Annotated in this window: 28 protein-coding genes; 13 read left to right on the forward strand and 15 right to left on the reverse strand. The window is 64.9% G+C overall.

Translation table 11 applies throughout. The features are described 5' to 3' along the window. Positions 1-146 precede the first annotated feature (146 nt). Positions 147-731: an acyl-homoserine-lactone synthase gene (locus ASF61_RS17560; RefSeq protein ID WP_056158667.1), complete on the forward strand. Its 585-nt coding sequence runs from the start codon at positions 147-149 to the stop codon at positions 729-731. Positions 732-786: 55 nt separating this feature from the next. Continuing rightward, the gene (locus ASF61_RS17565; RefSeq protein WP_156369632.1) at positions 787-1,128 is read left to right on the forward strand and encodes a transcriptional regulator; all 342 of its coding nucleotides are present in this window, start codon (positions 787-789) and stop codon (positions 1,126-1,128) included. Here the strand turns inward: ASF61_RS17565 and ASF61_RS17570 are convergent. The 5 genes from ASF61_RS17570 to ASF61_RS17590 all read right to left on the reverse strand — a co-directional run bounded on the left by ASF61_RS17570 (position 1,112) and on the right by ASF61_RS17590 (position 8,050). Beyond that, positions 1,112-1,876: an autoinducer binding domain-containing protein gene (locus ASF61_RS17570; RefSeq protein ID WP_056158675.1), complete on the reverse strand. Its 765-nt coding sequence runs from the start codon at positions 1,874-1,876 to the stop codon at positions 1,112-1,114. The genes ASF61_RS17565 and ASF61_RS17570 overlap by 17 nt on opposite strands. A gap of 187 nt (positions 1,877-2,063) precedes the next feature. Next, positions 2,064-2,840: a 16S rRNA (adenine(1518)-N(6)/adenine(1519)-N(6))-dimethyltransferase RsmA gene (rsmA, locus tag ASF61_RS17575; RefSeq protein ID WP_056158677.1), complete on the reverse strand. Its 777-nt coding sequence runs from the start codon at positions 2,838-2,840 to the stop codon at positions 2,064-2,066. Between the two features lie 12 nt (positions 2,841-2,852). After that, on the reverse strand, positions 2,853-4,076 hold the full coding sequence (locus tag ASF61_RS17580) for a 4-hydroxythreonine-4-phosphate dehydrogenase PdxA (protein WP_056158993.1): 1,224 nt from the start codon (positions 4,074-4,076) through the stop codon (positions 2,853-2,855). A 61-nt stretch (positions 4,077-4,137) separates the two neighbouring features. Continuing rightward, on the reverse strand, positions 4,138-5,595 hold the full coding sequence (locus ASF61_RS17585) for a peptidylprolyl isomerase (protein ID WP_082491785.1): 1,458 nt from the start codon (positions 5,593-5,595) through the stop codon (positions 4,138-4,140). A gap of 157 nt (positions 5,596-5,752) precedes the next feature. Next, entirely contained in the window at positions 5,753-8,050 is a 2,298-nt protein-coding gene (locus ASF61_RS17590; RefSeq protein ID WP_056158684.1) for an LPS-assembly protein LptD, read from the reverse strand. A gap of 98 nt (positions 8,051-8,148) precedes the next feature. Between ASF61_RS17590 and ASF61_RS17595 the strand changes: the two genes are divergently transcribed. The 4 genes from ASF61_RS17595 to ASF61_RS17610 are packed head-to-tail and all read left to right on the forward strand — an operon-like array spanning position 8,149 to position 12,654. Beyond that, positions 8,149-9,195 carry an aminoglycoside phosphotransferase family protein gene (locus ASF61_RS17595; protein WP_056158689.1) on the forward strand — a complete coding sequence of 349 codons (1,047 nt, stop codon included), beginning with the start codon at positions 8,149-8,151 and terminating at the stop codon, positions 9,193-9,195. 8 nt (positions 9,196-9,203) lie between these two features. Further along, positions 9,204-9,938: an N-acetylmuramate alpha-1-phosphate uridylyltransferase MurU gene (murU, locus tag ASF61_RS17600; RefSeq protein WP_056158692.1), complete on the forward strand. Its 735-nt coding sequence runs from the start codon at positions 9,204-9,206 to the stop codon at positions 9,936-9,938. Positions 9,939-9,940: 2 nt separating this feature from the next. After that, positions 9,941-11,365 carry an aminopeptidase P N-terminal domain-containing protein gene (locus ASF61_RS17605; protein WP_229205906.1) on the forward strand — a complete coding sequence of 475 codons (1,425 nt, stop codon included), beginning with the start codon at positions 9,941-9,943 and terminating at the stop codon, positions 11,363-11,365. Beyond that, the gene (locus ASF61_RS17610; RefSeq protein ID WP_056158696.1) at positions 11,362-12,654 is read left to right on the forward strand and encodes an FAD-dependent monooxygenase; all 1,293 of its coding nucleotides are present in this window, start codon (positions 11,362-11,364) and stop codon (positions 12,652-12,654) included. The genes ASF61_RS17605 and ASF61_RS17610 overlap by 4 nt, the downstream gene beginning before the upstream one ends. A gap of 94 nt (positions 12,655-12,748) precedes the next feature. Here ASF61_RS17610 and ASF61_RS17615 read toward each other — a convergent pair whose 3' ends face one another. The 3 genes from ASF61_RS17615 to ASF61_RS17625 are packed head-to-tail and all read right to left on the reverse strand — an operon-like array spanning position 12,749 to position 15,665. Further along, positions 12,749-14,227 (reverse strand): NAD(P)(+) transhydrogenase (Re/Si-specific) subunit beta, encoded by a 1,479-nt coding sequence (locus tag ASF61_RS17615; protein ID WP_056158700.1) that lies wholly within the window; start codon positions 14,225-14,227, stop codon positions 12,749-12,751. Beyond that, positions 14,224-14,538, reverse strand: coding sequence for an NAD(P) transhydrogenase subunit alpha (locus ASF61_RS17620; protein WP_056158703.1), 315 nt, complete (start codon positions 14,536-14,538; stop codon positions 14,224-14,226). The genes ASF61_RS17615 and ASF61_RS17620 overlap by 4 nt, the downstream gene beginning before the upstream one ends. A 14-nt stretch (positions 14,539-14,552) precedes the next feature. Next, positions 14,553-15,665 carry a Re/Si-specific NAD(P)(+) transhydrogenase subunit alpha gene (locus ASF61_RS17625; RefSeq protein WP_056158706.1) on the reverse strand — a complete coding sequence of 371 codons (1,113 nt, stop codon included), beginning with the start codon at positions 15,663-15,665 and terminating at the stop codon, positions 14,553-14,555. Between the two features lie 212 nt (positions 15,666-15,877). Between ASF61_RS17625 and ASF61_RS17630 the strand changes: the two genes are divergently transcribed. Then, entirely contained in the window at positions 15,878-16,375 is a 498-nt protein-coding gene (locus ASF61_RS17630; RefSeq protein ID WP_056158709.1) for an NUDIX hydrolase, read from the forward strand. Between the two features lie 15 nt (positions 16,376-16,390). Then, on the forward strand, positions 16,391-17,479 hold the full coding sequence (gene mnmA, locus ASF61_RS17635; protein WP_056158710.1) for a tRNA 2-thiouridine(34) synthase MnmA: 1,089 nt from the start codon (positions 16,391-16,393) through the stop codon (positions 17,477-17,479). A gap of 370 nt (positions 17,480-17,849) precedes the next feature. Here mnmA and ASF61_RS17640 read toward each other — a convergent pair whose 3' ends face one another. Together ASF61_RS17640 and ASF61_RS17645 are read right to left on the reverse strand one after the other, a co-directional pair. Beyond that, positions 17,850-18,287: a response regulator gene (locus ASF61_RS17640; protein WP_056158714.1), complete on the reverse strand. Its 438-nt coding sequence runs from the start codon at positions 18,285-18,287 to the stop codon at positions 17,850-17,852. Between the two features lies 1 nt (position 18,288). Further along, positions 18,289-19,065, reverse strand: coding sequence for a 5'-3' exonuclease H3TH domain-containing protein (locus ASF61_RS17645; protein WP_056158998.1), 777 nt, complete (start codon positions 19,063-19,065; stop codon positions 18,289-18,291). 122 nt (positions 19,066-19,187) lie between these two features. Here ASF61_RS17645 and ASF61_RS17650 point away from each other — a divergent pair, with 122 nt between their 5' ends. Both ASF61_RS17650 and ASF61_RS17655 read left to right on the forward strand, forming a co-directional pair. Then, the gene (locus tag ASF61_RS17650; RefSeq protein ID WP_056158719.1) at positions 19,188-19,463 is read left to right on the forward strand and encodes a hypothetical protein; all 276 of its coding nucleotides are present in this window, start codon (positions 19,188-19,190) and stop codon (positions 19,461-19,463) included. Next, positions 19,460-19,831 carry a type II toxin-antitoxin system VapC family toxin gene (locus tag ASF61_RS17655; RefSeq protein ID WP_056158721.1) on the forward strand — a complete coding sequence of 124 codons (372 nt, stop codon included), beginning with the start codon at positions 19,460-19,462 and terminating at the stop codon, positions 19,829-19,831. Before ASF61_RS17650 ends, ASF61_RS17655 begins: the two co-directional genes overlap by 4 nt. A 25-nt stretch (positions 19,832-19,856) precedes the next feature. Here ASF61_RS17655 and ASF61_RS17660 read toward each other — a convergent pair whose 3' ends face one another. The 4 genes from ASF61_RS17660 to ASF61_RS17675 all read right to left on the reverse strand — a co-directional run bounded on the left by ASF61_RS17660 (position 19,857) and on the right by ASF61_RS17675 (position 23,070). Beyond that, positions 19,857-20,528 carry a glutathione S-transferase family protein gene (locus ASF61_RS17660; RefSeq protein WP_056158724.1) on the reverse strand — a complete coding sequence of 224 codons (672 nt, stop codon included), beginning with the start codon at positions 20,526-20,528 and terminating at the stop codon, positions 19,857-19,859. 81 nt (positions 20,529-20,609) lie between these two features. Continuing rightward, positions 20,610-20,894 carry a DUF6587 family protein gene (locus tag ASF61_RS17665; protein ID WP_056158727.1) on the reverse strand — a complete coding sequence of 95 codons (285 nt, stop codon included), beginning with the start codon at positions 20,892-20,894 and terminating at the stop codon, positions 20,610-20,612. 1 nt (position 20,895) lies between these two features. After that, on the reverse strand, positions 20,896-22,797 hold the full coding sequence (gene feoB / locus ASF61_RS17670) for a ferrous iron transport protein B (RefSeq protein ID WP_056158730.1): 1,902 nt from the start codon (positions 22,795-22,797) through the stop codon (positions 20,896-20,898). 6 nt (positions 22,798-22,803) lie between these two features. Continuing rightward, positions 22,804-23,070 carry a FeoA domain-containing protein gene (locus ASF61_RS17675; protein WP_056158734.1) on the reverse strand — a complete coding sequence of 89 codons (267 nt, stop codon included), beginning with the start codon at positions 23,068-23,070 and terminating at the stop codon, positions 22,804-22,806. Between the two features lie 271 nt (positions 23,071-23,341). On the opposite strand from ASF61_RS17675, the gene ASF61_RS17680 reads away from it, so the two are divergent. Together ASF61_RS17680 and ASF61_RS17685 are read left to right on the forward strand one after the other, a co-directional pair. Next, positions 23,342-23,563 (forward strand): bacterioferritin-associated ferredoxin, encoded by a 222-nt coding sequence (locus ASF61_RS17680; protein ID WP_056158738.1) that lies wholly within the window; start codon positions 23,342-23,344, stop codon positions 23,561-23,563. Positions 23,564-23,566: 3 nt separating this feature from the next. Beyond that, on the forward strand, positions 23,567-24,334 hold the full coding sequence (locus ASF61_RS17685; protein WP_056158742.1) for an energy transducer TonB: 768 nt from the start codon (positions 23,567-23,569) through the stop codon (positions 24,332-24,334). Positions 24,335-24,381: 47 nt separating this feature from the next. Here the strand turns inward: ASF61_RS17685 and ASF61_RS17690 are convergent, their stop codons facing one another. Further along, entirely contained in the window at positions 24,382-24,915 is a 534-nt protein-coding gene (locus ASF61_RS17690; RefSeq protein ID WP_056158745.1) for a pyridoxamine 5'-phosphate oxidase family protein, read from the reverse strand. 267 nt (positions 24,916-25,182) lie between these two features. On the opposite strand from ASF61_RS17690, the gene bfr reads away from it, so the two are divergent. Next, entirely contained in the window at positions 25,183-25,656 is a 474-nt protein-coding gene (gene bfr / locus ASF61_RS17695; RefSeq protein ID WP_056158748.1) for a bacterioferritin, read from the forward strand. Positions 25,657-25,666: the final 10 nt, after the last annotated feature.

Here is a 25,666-nt window from a genome sequence, read left to right on the forward strand (position 1 = left end):
ATCACTAGTTGGCCTACTAGTTATTTTAGTTAGTCGAAACGCCTAAAGTAGCTACATCAACTGCAGCAAATAAGTAGCGAAAAAAACGAAACAAATATTCCGAGTAAAGCTGGATTAACTAACTAGGTCAACTTAAGGAAAATATCGTGGGCTCGACTATTCAAATCAATCAACGCAATCAATTCAACAGCAACGATCTGCGCGCACTGCACGTGCTGCGCGCCAAGGTGTTCAAGGACCGCATGGGTTGGGAAGTGCCGGTATTGGCCGGGATGGAAATCGACGGCTACGATGCGCTCGAGCCGCACTACATGGTGATCCGCGACGAGAACGACACCGTGCGCGGTACCTGGCGCATGATGCCGACCGAAGGTCCGTACATGCTCAAGGACACCTTCCCGGCACTGCTGCATGGCGCACCGGCACCGCAGGAACAACGGATCTGGGAATTGAGCCGCTTTGCCGTCGAGACCGATGGCGATGCCAAGTTCGGTTTTGCCGAGCGCGCCATCGCAGCCATGCGCGGCATCGTCGAGTTTGCCGACAAGCAAGGGATCGACAAATACGTGACCGTCACCACCACCGCCATCGAGCGTCTGCTGCGCCACACCGGCGTGGAAACCACCCGCATGGGTCCACCGCTGCAAATCGGTGTCGAGCGCGCAGTGGCCCTGGAAATTCATCTGGGCGAGAAAACCCGCCTGGCCCTGTTCGGCAATGCCATGCACTAAAAAAGTGGCGATATACCGGAATATATCGCCACCGATTTTTAAAATGAATATGCACATGAAAAATAAAACATCGGGTTACGCGGCACCGGACCCCAACGCAGTATGCGATGCCGCTGCCGTAAAGACAGCCGATCAATTCACGCTACGCCGGATCACGGCGCGCGATCAACACCTGATCTGCGATCTGCGTCACGTCATGCGGGAAAACCAGACCCAGTTCTGGCGCCGTTTCGGTGTGACGCAGACCCAGGGCAGCCGCTTTGAACGGGGACGGCCGGTGCCACTGGCGGTGCTGATGCTGATCCGGCTATACCTGCTGCACAGCATCGACGACCGCGACCTGCAACAGGTCGGCTGCGCACAGTTCGACGCCGGCGGCGTCAGCCCGGGAGCTTGATCAGCCCCATTCGCAACGCCTTGATGACCACGTCATTGCGGCGGCTGACGCCGAACTTGGTGCGCAGGTTGGTGATATGAAAGTTGACGCCGGCTTCCGAGATGCTCAGTATGCGGCCGATTTCCCATGCAGTCTTGCCTGCACACATCCACTGCAGGCAATCGAGTTCGCGTGCAGTCAACACCGGCGCCTCTTCCGCAGGCGCCACCGGTGCATGCAGGTACTGGTGCAGCGAGTCGAACGCGACATCGCGCAGCAGCGACAGCCCGCCCAGGTTGCGCCCCAGATCCTTGAGAAAGGCGGGCCCCGGATTTTCATCACGCACACAGGTGAGCATGCCGATCTCGCCGCCGACGCCGCGGATCGGCAACGTGACGCCGACCTTCAGACCGAAAGACGCCGCCTCTTCATACAGCGCCTGCTGCGCCGGGGTTTTGAACGATTGCGGCATCCACACGAACGGCGAGCCCGACTTGAAGCAGTATTCGACCGTGGGATCGGCAGCGCGCAGGTTGTTACGGTCATAGTGCTCGCGCCACTGCGAAGGATAGTTGCTGCGCAGGTAAATCTCGGCGACGCTGACCTTGGGCTGCGGGATGACGGCAAACAGCACCTTGTCGAAGCCGAGGTCCGTGGCGGCCGTCTGCAGGCGGGCGACGGTATCGGTTTCGTCGCGCGCGTTCATCAGCGCGTCGTAGGTCGCAAAAAAATCCGGCGCAATGCCGGCGTCGCCGAGAGATTCGTCCATCGTTTGGCCCTATGTTGGATAGCACCGCAGGAAAGCGACCGCGCCGGCGCACAAAAGTTTTAGCTATTTTGCATGTTCTGATGTCATTCTTCCATAGCATTAAGTTTGTCGCAACAAGCAACTTACTGCAGATACATACTGCAACATTCTGTTGCTAAACGGACTCATCTTTTGAACGGCGGACGTCCTAGACCGGTTTCAGCAGATTAGCCAGCGCCACGTACTGGGCCAGGCCCACCATTTCCGGACGGTGGGTAGGGTCGATGCCGGCAGCGACGATCTGCTCTTCCGTGAACATGCCGGCCAGGCAGTTGCGGATCACTTTACGGCGCTGCGAAAACGCCTGCTGCACCACCGCTTCGAGCGTGGCGCCGTCGCATGGCAGCTGGCGGGCGACCGGGATCATGCGCACGATGGCCGAATCGACCTTGGGCGGCGGGTCGAACGCTTCCGGCGGCACCACGAACAGCAGCGTCATGTCGTAGCGCCATTGCAGCATCACCGACAGGCGGCCGTAGGTCTTGCTGCCCGGCTCTGCCACCATGCGCTCCACCACCTCTTTTTGCAGCATGAAGTGCTGGTCCTGGACCCGGTCGGCAAACGTCGCCAGGTGGAACAGCAGCGGGCTCGAGATGTTGTACGGCAGGTTGCCGACGATGCGCAGCTTCTGTCCGGCCGGCACGGGAATGGCGCCGAAGTCGAATTTCAGGGCGTCGCCGGCGTGGATGGTCAGCTGCTCGCGCGCAAAATCCTTTTGCAGGCGCGCCACCAGGTCGCGGTCGAGCTCGACCACGTGCATGTGCTTGAGCGTGCGCAGCAAGCCCTTGGTCATGGCCGCCAGGCCGGGGCCGATCTCGACCATCGTATCGTCCGGGGACGGGTCGATGGCAGCGGTGATGTTTTCCAGTACGTAGTTATCGTGCAGGAAGTTCTGGCCGAAGCGTTTGCGGGCGACGTGTTTCATGTTTTTATATCTTCAGGTTGCAGGGTGGGGGCGGGCGCTGCGCACGGCGTCGGCCATATCGAGTGCGGCGCCGATGGCCGCGTACATGCTGCCGCAGTCGGCGTGGCCGAGACCGCGCGCGGCCAGGTCGAGCGCGGTGCCGTGATCGACCGAGGTGCGGATCAGGGGCAGGCCCAGCGTGATGTTGATGCCATGGCCGAAGGTGGCAAATTTCAGCACCGGCAAACCCTGGTCGTGGTACATGGCCAGCACGCAGTCGGCGTCCTGCAGGTACCTGGGCTGGAACAGGGTGTCGGCCGGGTACGGGCCGGCGGCGTCGATGCCGCGCGCCCGGGCCGCGTCGAGCGCCGGGCCGATGGTGTCGATCTCCTCGCGCCCCAGGTAACCGCCCTCGCCCGCGTGCGGGTTCAGGCCGCACACCAGGATGCGCGGCGCAGCGATGCCAAACCGGGTTTTCAGGTCATGGTCGATGATGTCGAGCACGCGGCCCAGCCCTTCCCGCCCGATTGCGGCCGGCACGTCCTTCAGGGCCAGGTGGGTGGTGGCCAGCGCGACCCGGAACTGGCGCTGGTGCGTGGCCGGCGCTGGCGCCGGTTCGGCTGCCGGCGGCGCCGCGGCGCCAGAGGGTGCTGCGACTGCGTCCGGTGCCGTGGCGCCAGAGGGTGCTGCAACTGCGGCCGCTGCTGCAGCGGCAGACGGTCCTGCGGCCGCTGCGGCGCCGAAGGCAGCCGGCAGCGGTCCGGCCAGCATCATCACCACCTGGCCGGTGCCGGTGCGCTCGGCAAAGTATTCGGTGTGACCGGAAAACGCCACGCCGGCATCGTTGATCGTGCTTTTTTGCAGCGGCGCGGTGACCACGGCTTCGAACCAGCCGGCCTGCACGCCCTCGATGGCGGCGTCCAGCGTGGCCAGCACGGCGCGGCCGTTTTCCTTGTCCAGCGTGCCGGGCACCACGTGGGCGGCCAGCGGCACGTCGATCACGCTCAGGCGCTCGGGCCCGAAGTGCGGCAGACCGCCGTTGCGCACCGCCTGCAGCGACAGCGCCGAGACGCGGATGGCCGGATCGATGGCGGCGGCAGTCATGGCCAGGAAGGCGGCGTCGCCGAGCAGCACGCAGTTGACCTGGTGCCGCCGCGCCCAGGCGGCGCGCAGCGAGATTTCGGGACCGATGCCGGCCGGCTCGCCCACCGTCACGGCGATGGCGGGACGGCTGCGGCGGGCGGCAGCGGGGGGCAGGCCGGTGTGCGCAGTATGCGCGGTGTTCGCATGTGCGCTCACGGTGGCTCCAGTTCGGTGGTTATTTCGGCGGCGTGGCGACGGTGCCGTCTTCGTTGCGGAACTCGACGAAGGCGCGGTCGCGCACTTCGCGCTGCCAGCTCTCGGTCGCTTCTTCGAGCTTCTGGTCGCGCAGGGCCTGGCGCGCCATGTTGCGCTCGCGCTCCTTGGACGCGTCATCGGACTTGCGTTCGAGCACTTCGATCAGGTGCACGCCGAAACTGGTTTCGACCGGGTCGCTGATCTCGCCGATTTTGAGGCCGTTCATCGCCGATTCGAATTCCGGCGTCAGGTCGCCCGGATAGAGCCAGCCGATGTCGCCGCCCTTGGAGGCCGAGCTGTCGTTGGAGAACTGGCGCGCCAGTTCCTCGAAGGTGGCGCTCTTGTTGACCAGGCGTTCCTTCAGTTCGGCCAGCTTGCGCTTGGCGTCGGCCGCGCTCATGGTCGGCGTGACCTTGATCAGGATGTGGCGCGCGTGGGTCTGCTGCACGACGGCGGCGGCCTGCGCATCGGCCACGGTGCGGCGGTCGACGGCCTTCAGGATGTGGAATGCGCCCACGCTCTTGATGATCGGCGTGACCTGGCCGGGGCTGAGCTTGGACAGCGCTTCGGCAAACACCGGCGGCAAGCGCTCGGGCTGGCGCCAGCCCACGGCGCCGCCCTGCAGCGCGTCGCCGGCGTCGGAATAGGTGGCGGCGGTCTTGGCGAAGTCGGCGCCGGTGCGCAGCTGGCGCATCACTTCTTCGGCGCGCGCGCGGCGCTGGGCGATCACTTCGGCCGTGGCGTTGTCGGGAATGCGTATCATGATCTGCGAGATGTTGATCTCGACCTGCTGGGCGGCAGCGGCCTTCTGGGCGGCCAGGTAGCTGTCCACCTCCGCTTCCGGGATCTGGATCTTGGCGTCGACCTCGTGCTCGCGCAGGCGCTGCATGATGATTTCTTCGCGGATCTCTTCGCGGAACGCGGCAAACGGCGTGCCTTCCTTTTCCATCTGGTTGCGCAAGTCCTGCACCGTGGCTTTTTGCGCCTCGGCGATGCGGGCGATGGCGCGGTCGAGCTGGTTGTCGTCCACGCGCACGCCCATTTCCTTGGCCAGTTGCAGCTGCGCGCGTTCGACGATCATGCGTTCGAGCAGCTGGCGCTCGAGGTCGGCCGCCGGCGGCATCTGCACGTTCTGCGCCTTCATGCGGGCGGTCACGGTCTTGATGCGGTTATTCAGTTCGCGGCGCGTGATGACGTCGTCGTTGACCACCACCACGATCGAGTCGATCGTCACGTTGCTCGACGAACCAGGCGGAATGAAGCCGGAACCGTCGGCCTTGGCGGTCGCCTTCTTGGCTGCCGGCTTGGCGGCCGGCGCAGCAGCGGCAGCGGCAGCGGCCGGCGCCACCGGTGCGGCAGGCGCCGGGGCGGGCTTTTTCGAGAACAGGCTGCAACCGCCGAGGGCTACGCTGCACAGCAAGACGGCGAGGACTTTCATTTGGTACGCATTACGCATGGTGGAACGCTCATGAGTCAGGTAGTAAAAATCACACGGCAACAACCGCTGCGCCGTGTGCCTTGCTGGAAAATATCGCAAAGCGCATCATACCGTGCGCCTTGTTACATCTGCTTAATCTGGCCTTTATGCCTGCCGCCTACCGGGCCTGGTTCAGGCGCTGGTAACCAGGAATGCTGTTCTTCATCGCATCGAGCGGGCTGCCCACGCCCAGGTGCGACAGGCCGTTGAGTTCAAGCTGGAAGAAGATCGGTGTCGAGGCCTTGGTCGAGGTGGTCACGAAGCGCTGCGCGCCCATGCGGAACACCCAGCAGTCGTTGTTGTATTCGAGGCCGATCAGGCTTTCGAGGACCTTCTTGTCCTGCGCCGAGTAGCTGATGCGGCCCACGCCATACCAGCGCTGGAACAGCGGCCACTGGCTCGACAGCTCGATATTCTTGAAACTGTCGCGCAGGAAGCGGTAGCCGATGTTCAGGACCTTTTTCTCGGCCGGGATCCACTGGAAGGTGTAGCTCTGCGACGCCACTTCGCGGTCGCTGGAATTGTATTGCACCGCGCTGTCGAAGGTCCAGTGCTCGGAAATACGGCCGGTGGCCGCCAGCAGGATGTCGGAGTGGGCGGCCACCACCGGCGCGGTCGAATTGAGCTGCACGCGCTGGTCGTCGAAGTAGAAGCGCTGGCCGAACGACAGGCGCAGCTGCTCGGCGCCGGAAGCGTCGAGGAAGCGCGACACCAGCGCGGCGGTCAGCTGGTTGGCGTCGCCGATGCGGTCGGAGCCGACGAAGCGGTTTTCGCTGAAGATCTGGCTGAAGTTGAACGTGGCCGCGTCGGTGTCGAAAGTGGGGAACCGGCTCTGGTCGCGGTACGGCGTGCGCACGTAGAACAGGCGCGGCTCCAGGGTCTGGGTCATCTCCTTGCCCAGGTAGTTCGCTTCGCGCTCGAACACCAGGCCCGAATCGATCGACACCGTCGGAATCGCGCGCGACAGGTTCTGCGAGCTGCCGCCGGCCTGGTTGTCGAGCTGGTAGCTGGCCGCATTGAGCATCAGCTTGGGCGTGATGAAATAGCTGGGGCCGATGATCGGGTAGCTCAGCTGCGGAATGCCGACCAGGCGGGTGCCGTTGAGCAGGGTCGGATGCTGGAAGCGGGTCAGCTCGCTGTCGAAGGCCCAGTCGAAGCCGCCGAGCACGTCGTACTGCGCGGCGTGGAAGTTAATCGCCGGCAGGCGGTCGTACGGGCGCGAGACGAACAGCGACGGATCGACGTTCGCTTCCGGGTCTTGCAGCACCTGGTACTTTTGCACGCGCGCGGTCAGGGTCCAGAAGTCGCCATGGTAATCGGTGCGCAGCTCGCGCAGCAGTTGCCGCTCGGTCGAGCTCGACACCGACTTGGAGAAATCGTTGGGGTAGTTGTCGTCCGACGAGGCGCGCACGTTCCAGCTGTACGACCAGTCCTCGGACAGCGCCTGCTTGTGCACCGACTTGACGGTCCAGCGGTCGGTCGAGTCGCCCGGGTTCTGCGGCACGTATTTTTTATCGTGCGGCAGGTATTCGAGGTAGGTTTCGCCTTCGTACATGCCGCCGTCGGTTTCACCGATGTAGCGCCCCTTGGCGCCCATCTGCAGGCCGCGGCGGAAAATCATTTTCGGGTACAGCGTCAGATCGCGGTTCGGCGCGATATTGACGTAGTACGGCACCAGCAGCTCGGCCTCGCCCTTGGAGCCGAAGCCCGGGGTGGGCGCCAGCCAGCCCGAGCGGCGGGCGCCCGACAGCGAGAACGACAGCGCCGGCGTGCCCAGGATCGGCACGTTTTTGAAATACACCACGGTCTGGCCGGCGGTGCCGACGTCGCGCCCGTTGTCGAGGTTGAGCGTGCTGGAGCGCAAGTACCAGTCCGGATCGGCGCCCTGGCAGGTGCTGTAGGTGCCGTTGACGACCTGGGCCTCGTCTTCGCTGATGAAGTTGATGCGCTCGGCCTTGCCCTGCGCGCCATTGGCCTCGATCTTGTAGGTCGGGTTGAGCATATAGCCCTTGCCGTTGTCCATGTTCAGCTTGAGCTGGTCGCCGGTGAAATAATCGCCGAAGCGCCAGATCCTGACGTTGCCGCTTGCTTCCACCTCGTTTTCGACCTGACGGAAGCAGGCCGAATCGGATTGCACCTTGGTCTGGTCCTTGACGATCTCGGCATCGCGCTCGAGGTTCAGTTCACGCTCGGGCCGGCCGGAAATATCCTCGGCCTTGACGATGGTGGGCGCGTTGACATCCTCCACGCGCGGCGCGCGCTGCTTGCCGGGGACGGGCGCCTGGCCCTGGCCCGGGTCCTGCGCCTGGACCTGCACCAGGTCCTGGGCGTAAGTCGGCGCTGCCGCGACGGAAACGATGGCAGTGAGGGCATAGGCCCAGCGGTGCGAAGTGGTGGGGGGCAGTAGCCAGCGCATGCAACTCATGAAAAGAAAGGTGGAAACACCAGCGATTTGAAATTAATCCCTTATTATATGGGAATCTCTCCTCAACACCGGTTTCAACCGCTCGCTTCATGTCTTTATTACAGAATTTAACGCCCGACGATCCCCGCTTCCAGGCCCTGACCGCCTGGCTGACCACGCTGAACGTGGTCGATGCCGCTTCGGCACGCCCGGCCTCGGCCGACGCCAGCTTCCGCCGTTATTTCCGTGTCAACGTTTTACCGGAGCACCAGGCCAGCCTGGGCGCCACCCTGGTCGTGATGGACGCCCCGCCCGAGCGCGAAAACGTGCTCGGCTTCGTCAAGGTCGACGAGATGCTGACCCATGCCGGCGTCTCCGTGCCGCGCATCGTCGCCACCGACTACGAGCGCGGCTTCATGCTGATGTCCGACCTCGGCACCACCACCTACCTGCAGGTGCTCGACCACGACAATGCCTCGGCCATGTACGCCGACGCGCTCGAAGCGCTGGTCCGGTTCCAGCTCACCAGCGAACCGGACGTGCTGCCCGAGTACGACCGCGCCTTCCTCGAACGCGAACTGGGCATCTTCACCGAGTGGTACCTGGGCCGCCACCTGCAGGCCACGCTCAATGCGCAGCAGCAGGCCGACCTGAAAGCCGTGTTCGACGCCATCCTGGCCAATGTCACGGCCCAGCAGCAAGTGTATGTGCACCGCGATTTCCACTCGCGCAACCTGATGCAGATCGACGCCGGCAACCCCGGCGTGCTCGATTTCCAGGATGCGCTGTACGGCCCAATCACCTACGACGTCGTCTCGCTGCTGCGCGACGCCTACGTGCAGTGGGACGAGGAACTGGTGCTGGACTGGGCGATCCGCTACTGGCAGCACGCCAAGTCGGCCGGCCTGCCGGTCAACAAGGACATCGACAGCTTCTACCTGGACTTCGAGTACATGGGCCTGCAGCGCCACCTGAAAATCCTCGGCATCTTCTGCCGCCTGCATTACCGCGATGGCAAGGACCAGTACCTGGGCGACCTGCCCACGGTGATGGACTACGTGCGCAAGACGGCCGCGCGCTACCGCGACCTGAAACCGCTGGTGCGCCTGCTCGACCAGCTGGAAGACCGCGAGCCGCAAGTCGGCTACACGTTCTGAGGGGCGCGATGAAGGCGATGATCTTTGCCGCCGGACGCGGCGAGCGCATGCGTCCATTGACGGACACCTGCCCCAAGCCGCTGCTCAAGGTGCGTGGCCGCCCGCTGATCGTCTGGCACATCCTGGCCCTGGTGCGGGCCGGTATCACGGAGATCGTGATCAACCACGCCCACCTGGGCGACCAGATCGAAACCACGCTCGGCGACGGCAGCCGGTACGGCGCCACGCTGCGGTACTCGCGCGAAGACACGGCGCTGGAAACGGCCGGCGGCATCGCCCACGCGCGCCACCTGCTCGGCGACGCACCGTTCGTCGCCATCTCGGGCGATATCTACTGCCCGCAGTTCGACTTCGAACAGGTCAAGGACGTATTGCACGACAAGGACATGTGGGGCAACCCCTACCCGGCCGACCAGCGCGACATCTGCTGGCTGTACCTGGTGCCGAACCCGGACTTCCACCCGCAGGGCGACTTCGGCCTGTCGATGTACACGCTGACCAACGACGGCGAACCGAAATGGACCTTCGGTAACATCGGCGTCTACCGGCCCGAGATGTTCGACGCCATCCCGCCCGGCACGCATGCCAAGCTGGGACCGCTGCTGCGCACGTACATCGACCAGCAGCGCGTCGGCGGCGAGGTGTACGAGGGACCATGGCACAACGTCGGCACGGTGCAGCAGCTCGAGCTGCTCAACGCACCGCGGGCGGCGCTGGCGCCCGGTCCCAGGGCGCAGCAGTGACCATGACGGCGGGCAGCACAGCAGCGGCCAAGGCGGCGGGCAGCGCCGCTGTCAGCATGGCGCCAGGCAGCGCGGCAGTGAGCATGTCGCCAGGCGGCGCCGCAGCGACCATGGCGGCAGACAGTGCCGCGGATGCGCTGGCCGCCGCCAAGGCCGACGCCGGCCGGACCCGCGCAGCGCAGCTGGTCGCCGCCTGCGCGAAGCGGCGCGCGCGCCTGCTGGCGCAGCTGCCTGCCGGCGCGGTGGCCGTGCTGCACACGGCGCCCGCGGCGGTGCGCAACGGCGACAGCCACTACCCTTACCGCCACGACAGCGCCTTCTATTACCTGATCGGCTTTACGGAGCCGGACAGCGCACTGGTGCTGGTCGCCGCCCGCGGCGCCCGCGCGGCGCGCAGCCTGCTGTTCTGCCGGCCGAAAAACCCGGAGCGCGAAATCTGGGACGGTTTCCGTTATGGGCCAGAGGCCGCGCGCCAGGCGTTCGGTGTCGAGCAGGCCTACGCCATCGACGAGCTCGATAACGAACTGGCGCGGCTGCGCGCCGAATGGCCCGACTGTGCCGGCGACACCATCGACCTGCTGCCGCTGCTGGCGGAAATGCGTCTGGTCAAAGACGATGTCGAGCAGGCCGCCATGCAGCGCGCCGCCGCCATCTCGGCCCACGCCCACGTGCGGGTCATGCAGCAGGCGCGCGCCGGCATGCACGAGTACGAACTCGAGGCGGAACTGCTGTACGCGTGCCGCCGCGCAGGCGCGCAGGCCCAGGCCTACCCGCCCATCGTGGCGGCCGGCGCCCACGCTTGCGTGCTGCATTACAGCGCCAACGACGGCGTCGCCCGCGACGGCGACCTGGTGCTGATCGACGCCGGTTGCGAACTCGACGGCTATGCGTCCGACATCACCCGCACCTGGCCCGTCAACGGCCGCTTTACCGCGCCCCAGCGCCAGCTGTACGAGCTGGTACTGGCCGCGCAGCAGGCCGCCCTGGCCGCCGTGATCCCGGGCCAGCCCTACGCCGGCATCCACGCCGCTGCCGTGCAGGTGCTGGCGCAGGGCATGCTGGACCTGGGACTGCTCGACAAAAACCGCTGCGGCAGTGCGGCCGACGTGATTGCCGACAAGCGCCACCTGCAGTTCTACATGCACGGCACCGGCCACTGGCTAGGGCTCGACGTGCACGACGTGGGCGCCTATCGCGTCCCGCCGGCCGCGCCGGCCGCCGATCAGCACTCGCGTGCGCTGCAGGCGGGCATGGTGCTGACGGTGGAACCGGGCATCTACGTGCGCCCTGCGCCCGGGGTGCCCGAACCATACTGGAACACGGGGATCCGCATCGAAGACGATGTGCTGGTCACCGCCACCGGCCACACGGTGTTGAGCGCAGCCGCGCCCAAGTCCGTGGCCGACATCGAAAAGCTGATGCAATGACCGATCAAGACACGACATCCGTTACCGCTCCCCTCTCCTGCGACGTGGCCATCTGCGGCGCCGGTCCGGCCGGCATGGCGCTGGCCGCGCTGCTGGTCAGGCGCGGCATGGCGGCCGACCGCATCGCCCTGATCGACGCCAGGACCCTGGACCAGTCGAGCGCCGATCCGCGCTCGCTGGCGCTGTCGTGGGGTAGCCGGCAGATCCTCGAAGAAATCGGCGCCTGGCCGATCTCGGCCACCGAGATCCGCGAAATCCACGTTTCGCGGCGCGGCCAGTTCGGCCGCAGCATGATCACCGCTGCCGAGCAGGGCGTGCCGGCGCTCGGCTACGTCACGCGCTACGGCAACATCGTCGCCAGGCTGGGCGCCGTGGTGGACGCGGCCGGCGTCGCCACCCGGCGCCCGGCGCGGGTCGAGGCGCTCGACGAATTCGATGACCACGTGGTGCTCACCATCACCGACCTGGCGACCGGCGCAGTGCATGCGCTGCACGCGGGCGTGGTGGTGCAGGCCGAAGGTGGGCTGTTCAACGAGCAGCAGGACCGCGCCCAGCGCCGCGACTATGGTCAGACCGCCATCATCGCCCAGGTGCGCAGCAACCGCCCGCAGCCGCACCGCGCCTACGAACGCTTCACCGACGAAGGCCCGCTGGCGCTGCTGCCGCAGGACGAGACGCCGCCAGGCATGCCATCTGGTCCCCATGCGGGCGCCCATCTCGGCGCACATCCGGGTACACATTGGGATGCACATCCGGGTGCCCGTCCCGGGGCGCAGCCGGGGTCGAATACAGGTAATTACGCGATGGTCTGGTGCGTGCGCCCGGCGCGGGCGCAGCAGCTGCTGGCGCTTGACGACCAGGCTTTCCTGGCCGAGCTGGGCGCCGCGTTCGGCGAGCGCGTGGGACGGTTTACCGCCGCCTCGCCGCGCCTCGGCTTTGCGCTCGGCCTGAACGCCGATGCGCGCACCACGGCGCGCACGGTCGCCATCGGCAACGCCGCACAAACGCTGCACCCGGTGGCAGGCCAGGGCCTGAACCTGGGCCTGCGCGACGTCACGGTGCTGGCGCGCCTGCTGGCGCAGGGCGCCACGCCGGCCATGCTGGCGCAATTTGCCGCCGCCCGCCGCCGGGACCGCACCACCACCGTGCGCCTGACCGACACCATGGCCCGCATCTTCGCCAACGACTCGCCGGCGCAAGCGCTGCTGGGCATGTCGCTGGCGGCGATCGACGTGGTCGGACCGGCGCGCAGCGTGCTGGCCGAATTGATGATGTACGGCCGGCGCTAACAACCGGGTTGGCGACTGTGTGGCGGCAGCGGTGCGCCGCTGCGCCTCCTGTCGGCCGCAGAGCCGTCATTCCCGCGCAGGCGGGAATCCAGTCTCACTCGACTGCCTTCACCATGTCCTCGATTACCTTCTTGGCGTCGCCGAACACCATCATCGTATTGGGCTGGTAAAACAGCGCGTTGTCGAGGCCCGCGTAGCCGGACGCCATCGAGCGCTTGTTGACGATGATGCTCTTGGCCTTGTAGGCCTCCAGTATCGGCATGCCGGCGATCGGCGAACCCGGTTCCTTCGCTGCCGGGTTGACCACGTCGTTGGCGCCAAGGATCAGCGCCACGTCGGCCTGGCCGAATTCGCCGTTGATGTCCTCCATCTCGAAGACCTGGTCGTACGGTACTTCGGCTTCGGCCAGCAGCACGTTCATGTGGCCCGGCATGCGCCCGGCCACCGGGTGGATCGCGTATTTCACGCTCACGCCCTGGTGGGTCAGCTTTTCCACCAGCTCCTTCAGCGCGTGCTGGGCGCGTGCCACGGCCAGCCCGTAGCCGGGCACGATGATCACGCTTTCGGCGTTGGCCATGATGAAGGCGGCGTCGTCGGCCGAGCCGGATTTGACGGGCCGCTGCTCCTGCGCGGCGCCGGCGCCGGCGTCGGCCGGCGCGCCGCCGAAGCCGCCCAGGATCACGTTGAAGAACGAGCGGTTCATGGCCTTGCACATGATGTAGGAGAGAATCGCGCCGGACGCGCCGACCAGCGAACCGGCGATGATCAGCATGGCGTTGTTGAGCGAGAAGCCGATGCCGGCCGCCGCCCAGCCCGAGTAGGAATTGAGCATGGACACCACCACCGGCATGTCGGCGCCACCGATCGGGATGATGATCAACACGCCGAGCACGAAGGCGATCACGGTCATCGCCAGAAACGGCGTCCACGCCGGCGCGGCGCCGTCGGCCAGGCAAAACGCCAGCCCCAGGCCGACCATCACGATCGCCAGCGCCAGGTTCAGCAAGTGCTGGCCGGGAAAGCTGACCGGCGCGCCCTGGAACAGTCGGAACTTGTATTTGCCCGACAGCTTGCCGAACGCGATCACCGAACCGGAAAACGTGATGGCGCCGACAAAGGTGCCGATGAACAGTTCGATGCGGTTACCGAACGGCAGCGGCGTGCCGCTGGCGGCAATGCCGAACGCATGCGGCTCCGAGACGGCCGCCACCGCGATGCACACGGCAGCGAGACCGATCAGCGAATGCATGGCGGCGACCAGTTCCGGCATCTTGGTCATCTCGACTTTTTTGGCCAGGACGGCGCCGATGGCGCCACCGGCCACCACGCCCACGGCCACCAGCACCAGTCCCATGCCGCTGCCCTCACCCGCTTGCATCGCCTGCATCGTGTCCTGGCGCAGCTTGAGGATCAGCGCCACCGTGGTGAGCAGGGCGATGGCCATGCCGGTTATGCCGAACGCGTTACCGGCGCGCGCAGTGGCCGGCGACGACAAGCCCTTCAAGGCCTGGATGAAGCACACGGAGGCGACCAGGTACAGCATCGTCACCAGGTTCATGGTGATGAAGTTCATGGCTGGTCTCCCTTCTTCTCCCTGGGGGCCTTTTTGCGGAACATCTCGAGCATGCGCTGCGTGACCAGGAAGCCGCCGAACACGTTGACGGCCGCCAGCGCCACCGCCACCGTGCCGGCGATCTGGCCGACCAGGCCTTCGGTGAGCGCCGCGGCCAGCATGGCGCCGACGATGATGATGGCCGAGACGGCGTTGGTGACCGCCATGAGCGGCGTGTGCAGCGCCGGCGTCACGGTCCAGACCACGTGGTAGCCGACGTAGATGGCCAGCACGAAGATGATCAGGTTGATGATGGTGTGGCTCACTTCCATGGCGTGTCCCCTTGTTATGGTCGTAGCAGTTGGCCGTCCGCGCACAGCAGCGTGGCCTTGATGATCTCGTCCTCGCGGTCGATGACCAGCTGGTCGTCCTTGTCGATGATCAGCTTGAGGAAGTCGAGCACATTGCGCGCGTACAGCGCCGAGGCGTCGGCCGCCACCAGCGTGGCCAGGTCGGGTTCGCCGACGATGTGCACGCCGTGTTTGATCACGGTCTTGTTCAGCTCCGACAGCGGACAGTTGCCGCCCTGGGACACGGCCAGGTCGACGATCACCGAGCCCGGTTTCATGGCCTTCACCGTGTCCTCCGAAATCAGCACCGGCGCCGGGCGACCCGGGATCAGCGCGGTGGTGATGATGATGTCGGCCAGCCTGGCCCGTTCGTGGACCAGTTGCGCCTGGCGCGCCATCCAGTCCGGCGGCATCGGCCGCGCGTAGCCGCCCGTGCCCTGGGCGATGGCGCGCTCCTCGTCGGTGAGGAAGGGCACGTCGATGAACTTGGCGCCGAGCGACTCCACCTGCTCTTTCACCGGTGGCCGCACGTCGGACGCCTCGATCACGGCGCCCAGGCGCTTGGCCGTGGCAATCGCCTGCAGGCCTGCCACGCCCACGCCCATGATCAGCACCCGCGCTGCCTTGACCGTGCCGGCCGCCGTCATCAGCATCGGCATGAAGCGCTGGTAGGTGTTCGCGGCGATCATCACCGCCTTGTAGCCGGCGATATTGGCTTGCGACGACAGCACGTCCATCGACTGCGCGCGCGTGATGCGCGGCACCGCTTCCAGCGCCAGCGCGCGCAGGCCGGCGCCGGCCATGGCGGCGTTGTTGGCCGCATCGAAAGGGTTGAGCATGCCGATGACGACCGCGCCGGGCTGGAGCAGCGCGCGCTCGCCGTCATCGGGCGCGCGCACCTTGAGCACGACGTCGGCGCCAAACGCCTCGGCGGCGCCGGCGATCCGCGCGCCGGCGGCGGCATAGGCCTCGTCGGTGATCGAAGCGGCCAGTCCGGCCCCTGCCTGCACGATCAGCTGGTGTTTCGCTGCCAGCTTCTTGATGGTTTCGGGCGTTGCCGCCACCCGTGTTTCGCCGGGCCGTGTCTCGGCCGGTACGCCTATTCTCATGGTGCCCCCGTTGAATAACTGACTAGCTATAAAACTGACAACCTGTGTGGTCAGGCAATCTAACACGGTTTTTTGCGCAAAAGCGGCTATCTGACATCCTTTATCCAGTGAAACGTTGCGGAAGTTCAAAGTATTTGCTGGTTTTAGCAACGGCGGTTTCAAACCAAACCGGCGGAACAGGATAAAATGTCGGCTCTTTTCAAGGATGACTCATGCCGCGTATCTGGAAACCCTCTGTGACTGTTGCCGCCATCGTCGAAAAGGACGGCAAATTCCTGCTGATCGAAGAAGAGACCAGCGACGGCATCCGCATCAACCAGCCTGCCGGCCACCTCGATCCTTACGAGTCGCTGCAGCAGGCCGTGATCCGCGAGACGCTGGAGGAAACCGCGTACGACTTCACGCCGACCGCGCTGGTGGGCATGTATATGTCGCGCTACCTGTCCAACCGCACCGGCGAGGAAGTGACGTATTTGCGCTTCACCTTCTGCGGCGTGCCGGGCCAGCAGCACGACCGCCCGCTCGACGAGGGCATCCTGCGCACCATGTGGCTCACGCGCGACGAACTGGCCGCCTGCGCCGACCGCCATCGCAGCCCCACCGTGCTGCAATGCGTGGACGAATACCTGGCCGGCATCCGCGCCCCGCTGGAACTGATACAGACCCACGCCTCGGTCTATAAAGAGGCGGTCAGCACCGTTGTAGGCTAAACAAGGACAGAAGCAATGAGCAAGAAAAAAGTCGTGATCGGTATGTCGGGCGGAGTCGATTCCTCGGTCGCGGCGTGGATGCTCAAGGAGCAGGGCTACGACGTGGTGGGCCTGTTCATGAAGAACTGGGAAGACGACGACGACTCCGAATACTGCTCGACGCGCCAGGACTGGATCGACGCGGCCAGCGTGGCCGACGTGATCGGCGTGGACATCGAGGCGGTCAACTTCGCGGCCGAATACAAGGACCGCGTGTTTGCCGACTTCCTGCGCGAATACCAGGCCGGCCGCACGCCGAACCCCGATGTGCTGTGCAATGCCGAAATCAAGTTCAAGGCCTTTCTCGACCATGCCATGCACCTGGGCGCGGACCTGATCGCCACCGGCCACTATGCGCGCGTACGCCAGAACGGCGGCAGCTTCGAACTGCTCAAGGCCGTCGATCACACCAAGGACCAGAGCTACTTCCTGCACCGGCTGAACCAGGCGCAGTTGTCGCGCACCCTGTTTCCGCTCGGCGAAATCCCGAAAACGGAAGTGCGCCAGATCGCCGAAAAACTGGCGCTGCCCAACGCCGCCAAGAAGGATTCGACCGGCATCTGCTTCATCGGCGAACGCCCGTTCCGCGAATTCCTGAACCGCTACCTGTCGTACAAGCCGGGCCCGATGAAGACCCCGGACGGCAAGGTGGTCGGCGAACACGTGGGCCTTTCGTTCTACACGCTAGGCCAGCGCAAGGGCATCGGCGTCGGTGGCATGAAGGCGTACAAGAACCCCGACGGCAGCAGCGACGCCTGGTACGTGGCGCGCAAGGACGTGGCCGAGAATACGCTGTACATCGTCCAGGGCCACGACCATCCGTGGCTGCTGTCGTCCACGCTGCGCGCCGACCAGGCCAGCTGGATCGCCGGCACGGCACCCGCCCCGCGCGCGCTGTCGGCCAAGACCCGCTATCGCCAGGCCGATGTCGCCTGTGACATTGCGCCCGAGGGCGACGCCGATTTCGCGCTGCGCTTCATGGAACCACAATGGGCGGTCACGCCGGGGCAGTCGGCGGTTTTGTATGATGGCGACGTCTGCCTCGGCGGCGGCATCATCGCTTAGCGGCCGCTTGAGCGCGGCCAGGGCTTCGTTGCAGCGCCTGGTCGTGCAGATAGCACTGCCTGCGGCGCTGCGCCTCGCCCTGACCGCGCTCAAGCAGCCTCTCGCTGTGGCGGCTTCGCGGCGCCTGGTCGTGCAGACGCACTGTCTGCGGCGCTGCGCCTTGCGCTAACCGCGCTCAAGCGACCTCTCGCTGTGACGGCTTCGCAGCGCCGGGTCGTGCGGATGCGCTGCCTGCGGCGCTGCGCCTCGCCCTGACCGCGCTCAAGCGGCCTCTCGCTGTAACGGTTTCGCGGCGCCTGGTGGTGCAGACGCACTGCCTGCGGCGCTGCGCATTGCGCTGACCGCGCTCAAGCGGCTTTGTTGCGCCCTCTTACTCTGCTGGTGCTTCGGCGCTGCCTTCTTCGGGTTTGGGGGCGCTGGCGGCCATGGCGGCGCGCTGGCGTTTGACCATCGCGATGACCACGTTGCGGATGGTGTTGAGGACCGTGTCGGCCTTGAACGGCTTGACGATAAAACCGCTGACGCCCAGCGCGTGCGAAGACTGGATGGTCGCGGCATCGAGCTGGCTCGACACCACGAACACCAGCGCCTTGGGCCACTTGGCCTTGATCTCGCGCATGCCGTCGAGATCGCTTTCCAGCTGTTCCAGCGCGATGCAGACGATGTGCGGATTGTGCTTGATCATCAAGGCGATACCGGCCGCGCAGGTGTGGGCCTGGCCGGCCACGTCGTAGCCGCCATCGAGCAACACCGTGTTGAGCAGACCGCGCGCGACCGCGCTCGAATCGATAATAATTGCTTTTAACATCTTAAAACTGCTCCCAAGCCAGCATATTCCAGGTCACCCCCACGCGCACGTCGGTTTTCAGTTCGACCAACTGTCGAGAAAGATACAGCATTTCACGTTCTTTTCGTAAAGTTTCACCCAGAGAATCTTTAAGGATGCCGGCGCCGGCCATGATGGCGTCCAGCGTGCCGTATGTACGCAACAACCGGGCGGCGGTTTTGACGCCGACTTTCGACACGCCCGGAATCGCATCGGTGACATCGCCCATCAGCGCCAGCAGGTCGGGCAGTTGCTCGGGCGGCACGCCCCACTTGCGTTCGACCCAGGCCTGATCGTGCCACTCGCCCTTGAAGTGGTCCCAGACGCGGGCGCCATGGGCGATCAGGCCATGCAAATCCTTGTCGGTGCTGGCGATGGTGGCGTCGCCGCGGCTGTCGGCCAGCCAGCGCAGCACCACGGTGCCGATCACGTCGTCGGCCTCCACGCCAGGCACGCACACGACATGCAGGCCGGTGGCGCGCAACCGGTCGTAAAACGCCGGCAGCGCTGCGCGCAGCGGCTCGGGCATCGGCGCGCGGCCTTCGCGGTAGCCGGCAAACAGCTCATGGCGCCAGGTGCGTCCGCCAAAATCGAAGGCCGGCAGGATGTGGGTGGGCTGGTGGTCGTTGATCAGGTTGCGCAGCGACGACAGCGCATGGCGCAGCGCGATGTCGGCTTTTTCCGTGCTGTCGGGTTCGGGGCTGGCTTCATAGACGCGGCGCACGATATTGAGGCCGTCGATGGCGAGGAGTCTACCCATGTTAAACATCGTCCGGGCTACTTGGTGAAGCCGCCATTCTACCCGAGCGATGTGCGGTGGCGCTTGCTTGAAGTCTTCCTCCGTTAGCGTAAGATCAATGTCACCAGCTACGGGAGTTGATCATGAACGCACCTGAAGACCACGCGCCACAGTGGAAAACCACCAAGTACGCCACCATGTCGCTCGATGAATTCGACCGGCTTGCGCCCGAACTTCATCGCCGCGCAAAGGAACACGGCGGCACCCTGCTCGTTATCGAGGGGCGGCGCGTGCGGATGGAACTCAAATACCATGACCTGGGGCCGGTGCCGGCCAGCGACACCTTAAAAAGCTCGGTCGTCTACGAGGGAGATATCGTTTCTCCGATCGAAGCAGATGGCTACGCGCCATTTAAATGATTCTGCTCGATACACATGCGCTGATCTGGTGGCGCGAAGCTGACACCAGGTTATCGCAGCGCGCGCAAACAGCCATCGCCGATGAGGAACGGGCAGGCATGATTGCTGTCTCTGCATTTTCTTTTTGGGAAATTGCTCTGCTGGTGAAACGTCACCGGCTCAAGCTATCGTGCAATGTGGCGAAGTGGATCAGCGTGATCGAGGCGCTGGGATGTACCTTGTTCGTCCCAGTCGATGCCAATATCGCTGTCGCCCCCATCGAGCTGCCTGCCGGCCTGCACCAGGACCCTGCCGACCGCATCATCGTCGCCACGGCAATGACGATGAATATCCCCCTCGTCACCGTGGACCGCAAGATCCGCGCCTAGCCCCACGTTCACACCATCTGGTAACTCATTTCAGCAACGCATATTCCCCGCCCCGCTCGATCGCGCGGCGGTAGGCTGGGCGCGCGTGGATGCGCTCGAGGAAGTGCATCAGCCGTGGGCGGCTGCTGTCGAGGCCAGCTCTTGCTTCGGCCGCTTCCAGCGGAAAGCTCATCTGGATATCGGCGGCAGTGAAGTCGGCGCCGGCGAACCACGGCGCCTTGCCCAGTTCGGCTTCGAGAAAATCGAGATGGGTGGCGATCTGCGGTTCGAGGTAGCTGCCCTTGACCTTGCGCGCGACGCCGCGTGCGACCGGCTTGACGAAGAACGGTGCCGGGCTGGTTTCCACCCGGTCGAACACCAGCTTCATCAGCAATGGCGCCATGGCCGAGCCTTCGGCATAGTGGAGGAAATAGGTCCAGCGGCGGCAGTCTTCGGTGCCGGCCGGCGGTCGCAGGCGGCCGTTGCCATACGTGCTCACCAGGTATTCGACGATGGCGCCCGATTCGGCCACCACGATGCCGTTATCGACGATGACCGGCGACTTGCCCAGCGGGTGGATGGCGCGCAGTTCGGGCGGCGCCAGCATGGTCTGGGCGTTGCGCTGGTAGCGCACGATCTCGTAGTCGAGCCCCAGCTCTTCGAGCAGCCAGAGCACGCGCTGCGAACGTGAATTATTGAGGTGGTGAACGACGATCATGGAGAGTCCCGGGAGAAAACGGCGGTGCCGCGAGACGCCAGCTTAGCATCGTTGGCCGCTGGCCGCAGCGGCCCGCTGAAATCAGCGCTGCACGCGCAGCGGAATCACCCGTTTGAGCGGCGCCGAACCAGCGTCGCCCGATGCCGCCGCCGGCGCCTTGCTGTCGGTGCCGCACGAACCGCACGCGCCGCAGCCGCTGCCGCAGTCGGGCGTGGTCTTGAACAAGGCCGCAGCCTTGTCCTGGTCGACGCCACGGCGCGCGAGCCAGAACACGATCTGGCGGCGCCAGGCGGCCGGCAGGTACTTGGTGCAAAAGTGCAGCAGCGCCGCTGCCACGATCGCTGCCACGATGAGGTTCTGCCACATATCAGCCTCCGATCAGGGCGGTGGAAATACGGAACGTCAGGAACGCTGCCACGTACGCCAGCGCAAACAGGTAGCCGGCCATGAACCAGGCTGCGCGCACGCTGTTGGTTTCGCGGCGCACCGTGCTCAGGGTCGCCAGGCACTGCGGCGCAAACACGAACCACGCCAGCAGCGCCAGCGCGGTCGGCAAACTCCAGCTGGCGGCCAGCACCGGCGCCAGCGAGTTGGCCAGCTCGTCGCCGGTCTGCGACATCGCATACACGGTGCCCAGCGCACCGACCGCCACTTCGCGCGCGGCCATGCCGGGCACCAGGGCGATGCAGATCTGCCAGTTGAAACCGATCGGCGCAAAGATGTATTCGAGACCACGGCCGATGATGCCCGCCACGCTGTAATAGATGGCCGGCTGGGTCGCGCCTTCGGGCGCGTCCGGGAACGAACTCAGTGCCCACAGCAGAATGGTCAGGCTGAGGATGATGGTGCCGACCCGGGTGACGAATATCTTGGCGCGCTCCCACAGGCCCAGCGCCAGGTTGCGCAGGTGCGGCAGGTGGTAGGCCGGCAGCTCCATCATCAACGGATGCTTGCCCTTGCCGCCCATCGTGCGTTTCATGACGTAGGCCACCAGCATGGCCGACACGATGCCGGCCACGTACAGGATGAACAGCACCAGGCCTTGCAGGTTCATGATGCCGGCCACGTCGCGGTTCGGAATGAAGGCGGCGATCACCAGCGCGTACACGGGCAGGCGCGCGGAGCACGTCATCAGGGGCGCGATCATGATGGTGACGAAGCGGTCGCGCCGGTTCTGGATGGTGCGCGCGGCCATCACGCCCGGAATCGCGCAGGCAAAGCTCGAAAGCAGCGGAATGAAGGCGCGGCCCGACAGGCCCACACCGCCCATCAGGCGGTCGAGCAGGAAGGCGGCGCGCGGCAGGTAGCCGCAGTCCTCCAGGATCAGGATGAAGAAGAACAGGATCAGGATCTGCGGCAGGAACACCAGCACCCCGCCGACACCGCCGACGATGCCGTCGACCAGCAGGCTGCGCAAATGGCCTTCGGGCACGTAGGCGCCCAGCACCCCGCCCAGCTGCTCGAAGGCGTGGGTGATCATTTCCATCGGGGTCGCGGCCCAGCTGAACACGGCCTGGAACACGAAGAACATCAGCACCGCCAGGATCACCGGACCGGCCAGCGGGTGCAGCACCACGCTGTCGATCTTCTCCGACGTGGACGATGTCTCGTCGTCGCCGCTGACGGCGGCGGCGATGATGCGGCGCACTTCGCGCTGCGTCTCTTCCACCGACACGGCGTCGATCGCGGACAGCGGCTTGGTGACCACCTGCGGCAGCGGCAGCATGGCGTCGAGCGCGGCGATCAGCGCCTTTTCGCCGCCCGGCTGCACGGCCACGGTTTCCACCACCGGCATGCCCAGTTCCTGCGACAGGCGCGCGGTGTCGATCACGATGCCGCGCTTTCTGGCCACGTCGACCATGTTCAGCGCCAGCAGCATGGGCAGGCCAAGGCGCTGCACTTCGAGCACCAGGCGCAGGTTCAGGCGCAGGTTGGTGGCGTTGACCACGCAGACCAGCACGTCGGGCGCAGCATCGCCCCGGCGCAGACCGGCCACCACGTCGCGCGTGATCGCTTCATCGGGCGTATGGGCGGTGAGGCTGTAGGCGCCCGGCAGGTCCAGCACACGGAAGGTGTGGCTCGCCTGCGTGTTGAACGCGCCTTCCTTGCGCTCGATGGTCACGCCGGCATAGTTGGCCACCTTCTGGCGCGCGCCGGTGAGACGGTTGAACAGCGCGGTCTTGCCGCAGTTGGGATTGCCCAGCAGCGCCACCACCGGCGGCAGGGCGTTGGCGGGAGAGTTATGCACCGCTTTGTCGACGACACCCATGGTGAACTATTCCGGTTGAATCGAAATCAGCGCTGCTTCGAAGCGGCGCAAGGCGAACGTCGAGTTGCCGACCCGGATGGCCAGCGGTTCGCCGCCGGGCATGCCGCGCTTGAGCAGGCGGACTTTTTCGCCGGGCACGAAACCCAGTTCCATCAGGCGGCGCGACAGCGACACGCCATCTTCGGCGACATCGCCGCGGGCGACCTCGGTGACGGTGGCGGCAACGCCGACAGCGAGCGCGTCGAGGGTAAGGCGGGGAACAGCGTGCGTCATATGCAAAATCCAGGCTGAGGTCTGTCGGGCGCTGTCGTGGGCTGCACGCAACAGACTAGTAGAGCGGCAAAGACAGGATACTAGCATGATATGCGTTAATGCGAATGACTACCATTTAGGCTTGCAAGTCCAATAGAACTGAGGCAGTATACGAAGAATGATAATGATTCGCATTAAGCAGACAGCAACATTGTTCAAGTTCAATGCGATCGACCTGCCCACCCGCCGCACGTAGCGTTTAGCAGTACGAGCCTAGCCAGAAGGTGCCTCAATGATTGTATGTGTCTGCAACAACATCTCTGATCGTGAAATCCGTCAAGCCATGGAATTGGGGATCACGACCATGGAAGAACTGCGCCGCGATCTCGGCGTGGCCACCTGCTGCGGCCAGTGCCTGAGCTGCGCTGAAGATATCCTGACCAAGCACCTGACCAGCACGCCAACCGCCGCCATCGAGGAAACCGTACTCAAGCGTCCGGTGTTTACCAGCTAAGTCATGAATACGATGTCGTACGAGCGGACCGCCAGCGCGTTGTCCCTGGATGGTTCCAGCCTGCGCTTCGGCCTGCGTTCTGGCGCGGGCGCGTCCGCCAAGCGCTTATGGCGCGAGCGCGGACGCAAGGCCGCACCCCTGGTCGCGATCGGCGCCGTGCATGGCATATTGTTCTGGATGATGGCGAACGGCATGCTGCACCAGGTGGCGCAGGCCGTGATACCGCAAGTCGTGACGGTCAGCTTCGTGGCGTCGCCCGAGCCGCTCCAGCCGCCACCGCCACCGCCACCGCCACCGAAGACGGTGCCGGTCGTGGTGCAGGTACCGCAATTCATTCCGGCGATGCCGGTGCTGCCGCTGCAGCCGACACCGCAAACGCAGCCGACCATCACGGTCGCGCCGCCGGCGCCGCGCAATGCCGAACCCGCGCCGCCCGTCGCATCGGCTCCGGTAACCGCTCCCGCTCCCGTACCGCCACCGGCGCCTGCTGCACCGAAAACCGTCCACGGCGCCGAGTATCTGCGGCCACCGCAAGTGGTATACCCGAGCATCGCCCGCCGCCTCGGCGAAACCGGTGTCGTGCTGCTGCGCGTGCTGATCAACGTGAAGGGCGAAGCCGAGCAGGTCGTGATCCAGAAATCGTCGGGCTCCAGCAATCTCGACGAAGCCGGCCGCCAGGCCGTGCTGCGCGCGCTGTACAAGCCCTATATCGACGATGGCAAGGCCATCCCCGTGTACGCGCTGGTCCCGATCAATTTCCAGCTCGGCTAAACGCCAAGATGATTGCCGCAGCGATGCTGCGGCCTTTTAAAGCGTGTTTACAGATCGAGGCGGCCTTCGATCGAATCATCGAGCGTCTTGCCGATCACGGCTCCCACCAGCATTTTGACGCCTGCCACCGCACGTCCGTGCTTGGTGTCCCAGTAGTAGCCATAGGTCGGTGCGAACTTGATCAGCGTGATGCGCGGATCGTCCTCGCCTTCGGTGAACCAGGTCTTCAGCGTGAAGTTCCACAGCTCCTTTTGCTTGACCGGATCGCGCAGCACGGTGGCAACGCCCTCGAGGTGCAGGAACTCGTGCGAGGCGCCCTGGAAGTACAGCGTGGCCGACGGATCGGCTGCCAGTTCCTTGTTTTTCAGGCTGTCGCTGGCGCTGAAGAACCACAGGTTGCCCTGCTCGTCGACCTGCATCGCGTGCATCGGGCGGGCGTCGCCGGGACCGCCGCCAACGTCGCTGGTGCAGAAGAAGCACTCGGGCGTGCTGTCGACCAGGTCGCGGATTTTCTTGATCGCGTCTTGCGCGGTCAGGTCTTCGTGGTTGTGTTCCGGCTGGTTGGCGTTGATCGAATCCATGGAGCGCTCCTGTAGGGGTAAATAGTTGGAACATCCATACTAGCGCCGACCGCAGCCACACAAGGTTGGCTGCTTCACACACGCGGCACAGGCGCGCCGCCCAACGGCACGCGGAGATTGCGCATGCTAATTGTTCTCATTCTTTTCAACGATCTCGTTACGCGCAATTAAAGTCGCTTTTGATGCAGTTGAGCGAAATTAACTGCACATGGCCATACCATTTCGTGGCAGAATGCGGGCATTCGCAACTAACCGAGAGAGCCGCATATGAAGGGCGACGCCGAAGTCATCCGCTTGCTGAACGCACAGCTGACCAACGAACTGACCGCAATCAACCAGTACTTCCTGCACGCGCGCATGTACCGCCACTGGGGCCTGGAAAAGATCGCCAAGAAAGAATACGAAGAATCGATCGGCGAAATGAAGCACGCCGACAAGCTGATCGACCGTATCCTGATGCTCGACGGCCTGCCGAACCTGCAGGCCATGCACAAGATCATGATCGGCGAGAACACCGAGGAAATGATCGGCTGCGACCTGACGCTGGAAAAAGGCGCGCAGATCACGGTCAAGCAAGGCATTGCCACCGCCGAGAAGGCCGGCGACTATGTCTCGCGCGACCTGCTGCTGCTGATCCTGGAAGACACCGAAGAACACATCGAGTGGCTGGAAACCCAGCAAGACCTGATCGCCAAGGTCGGCATCCAGAACTACCTGCAAAGCCAGATGCACAGCGAATAAAAAAAACTGC

Origin of the sequence: Duganella sp. Leaf126 (assembly GCF_001423125.1) — a bacterium.
GTDB lineage: Bacteria > Pseudomonadota > Gammaproteobacteria > Burkholderiales > Burkholderiaceae_D > Rugamonas.

Coding starts and splice junctions, on each gene's coding strand:
- ASF61_RS17565 (WP_156369632.1), top strand. CDS start 787: ATGAAAAATAAAACATCGGGTTACGCGGCACCGGACCCCAACGCAGTA.
- ASF61_RS17570 (WP_056158675.1), bottom strand. CDS start 1,876: ATGGACGAATCTCTCGGCGACGCCGGCATTGCGCCGGATTTTTTTGCG.
- rsmA (WP_056158677.1), bottom strand. CDS start 2,840: ATGAAACACGTCGCCCGCAAACGCTTCGGCCAGAACTTCCTGCACGAT.
- ASF61_RS17585 (WP_082491785.1), bottom strand. CDS start 5,595: ATGAAAGTCCTCGCCGTCTTGCTGTGCAGCGTAGCCCTCGGCGGTTGC.
- ASF61_RS17590 (WP_056158684.1), bottom strand. CDS start 8,050: ATGCGCTGGCTACTGCCCCCCACCACTTCGCACCGCTGGGCCTATGCC.
- ASF61_RS17595 (WP_056158689.1), top strand. CDS start 8,149: ATGTCTTTATTACAGAATTTAACGCCCGACGATCCCCGCTTCCAGGCC.
- murU (WP_056158692.1), top strand. CDS start 9,204: ATGAAGGCGATGATCTTTGCCGCCGGACGCGGCGAGCGCATGCGTCCA.
- ASF61_RS17605 (WP_229205906.1), top strand. CDS start 9,941: ATGACGGCGGGCAGCACAGCAGCGGCCAAGGCGGCGGGCAGCGCCGCT.
- ASF61_RS17610 (WP_056158696.1), top strand. CDS start 11,362: ATGACCGATCAAGACACGACATCCGTTACCGCTCCCCTCTCCTGCGAC.
- ASF61_RS17615 (WP_056158700.1), bottom strand. CDS start 14,227: ATGAACTTCATCACCATGAACCTGGTGACGATGCTGTACCTGGTCGCC.
- ASF61_RS17620 (WP_056158703.1), bottom strand. CDS start 14,538: ATGGAAGTGAGCCACACCATCATCAACCTGATCATCTTCGTGCTGGCC.
- ASF61_RS17625 (WP_056158706.1), bottom strand. CDS start 15,665: ATGAGAATAGGCGTACCGGCCGAGACACGGCCCGGCGAAACACGGGTG.
- ASF61_RS17630 (WP_056158709.1), top strand. CDS start 15,878: ATGCCGCGTATCTGGAAACCCTCTGTGACTGTTGCCGCCATCGTCGAA.
- mnmA (WP_056158710.1), top strand. CDS start 16,391: ATGAGCAAGAAAAAAGTCGTGATCGGTATGTCGGGCGGAGTCGATTCC.
- ASF61_RS17640 (WP_056158714.1), bottom strand. CDS start 18,287: ATGTTAAAAGCAATTATTATCGATTCGAGCGCGGTCGCGCGCGGTCTG.
- ASF61_RS17645 (WP_056158998.1), bottom strand. CDS start 19,065: ATGGGTAGACTCCTCGCCATCGACGGCCTCAATATCGTGCGCCGCGTC.
- ASF61_RS17650 (WP_056158719.1), top strand. CDS start 19,188: ATGAACGCACCTGAAGACCACGCGCCACAGTGGAAAACCACCAAGTAC.
- ASF61_RS17655 (WP_056158721.1), top strand. CDS start 19,460: ATGATTCTGCTCGATACACATGCGCTGATCTGGTGGCGCGAAGCTGAC.
- ASF61_RS17660 (WP_056158724.1), bottom strand. CDS start 20,528: ATGATCGTCGTTCACCACCTCAATAATTCACGTTCGCAGCGCGTGCTC.
- ASF61_RS17665 (WP_056158727.1), bottom strand. CDS start 20,894: ATGTGGCAGAACCTCATCGTGGCAGCGATCGTGGCAGCGGCGCTGCTG.
- feoB (WP_056158730.1), bottom strand. CDS start 22,797: ATGGGTGTCGTCGACAAAGCGGTGCATAACTCTCCCGCCAACGCCCTG.
- ASF61_RS17675 (WP_056158734.1), bottom strand. CDS start 23,070: ATGACGCACGCTGTTCCCCGCCTTACCCTCGACGCGCTCGCTGTCGGC.
- ASF61_RS17680 (WP_056158738.1), top strand. CDS start 23,342: ATGATTGTATGTGTCTGCAACAACATCTCTGATCGTGAAATCCGTCAA.
- ASF61_RS17685 (WP_056158742.1), top strand. CDS start 23,567: ATGAATACGATGTCGTACGAGCGGACCGCCAGCGCGTTGTCCCTGGAT.
- ASF61_RS17690 (WP_056158745.1), bottom strand. CDS start 24,915: ATGGATTCGATCAACGCCAACCAGCCGGAACACAACCACGAAGACCTG.
- bfr (WP_056158748.1), top strand. CDS start 25,183: ATGAAGGGCGACGCCGAAGTCATCCGCTTGCTGAACGCACAGCTGACC.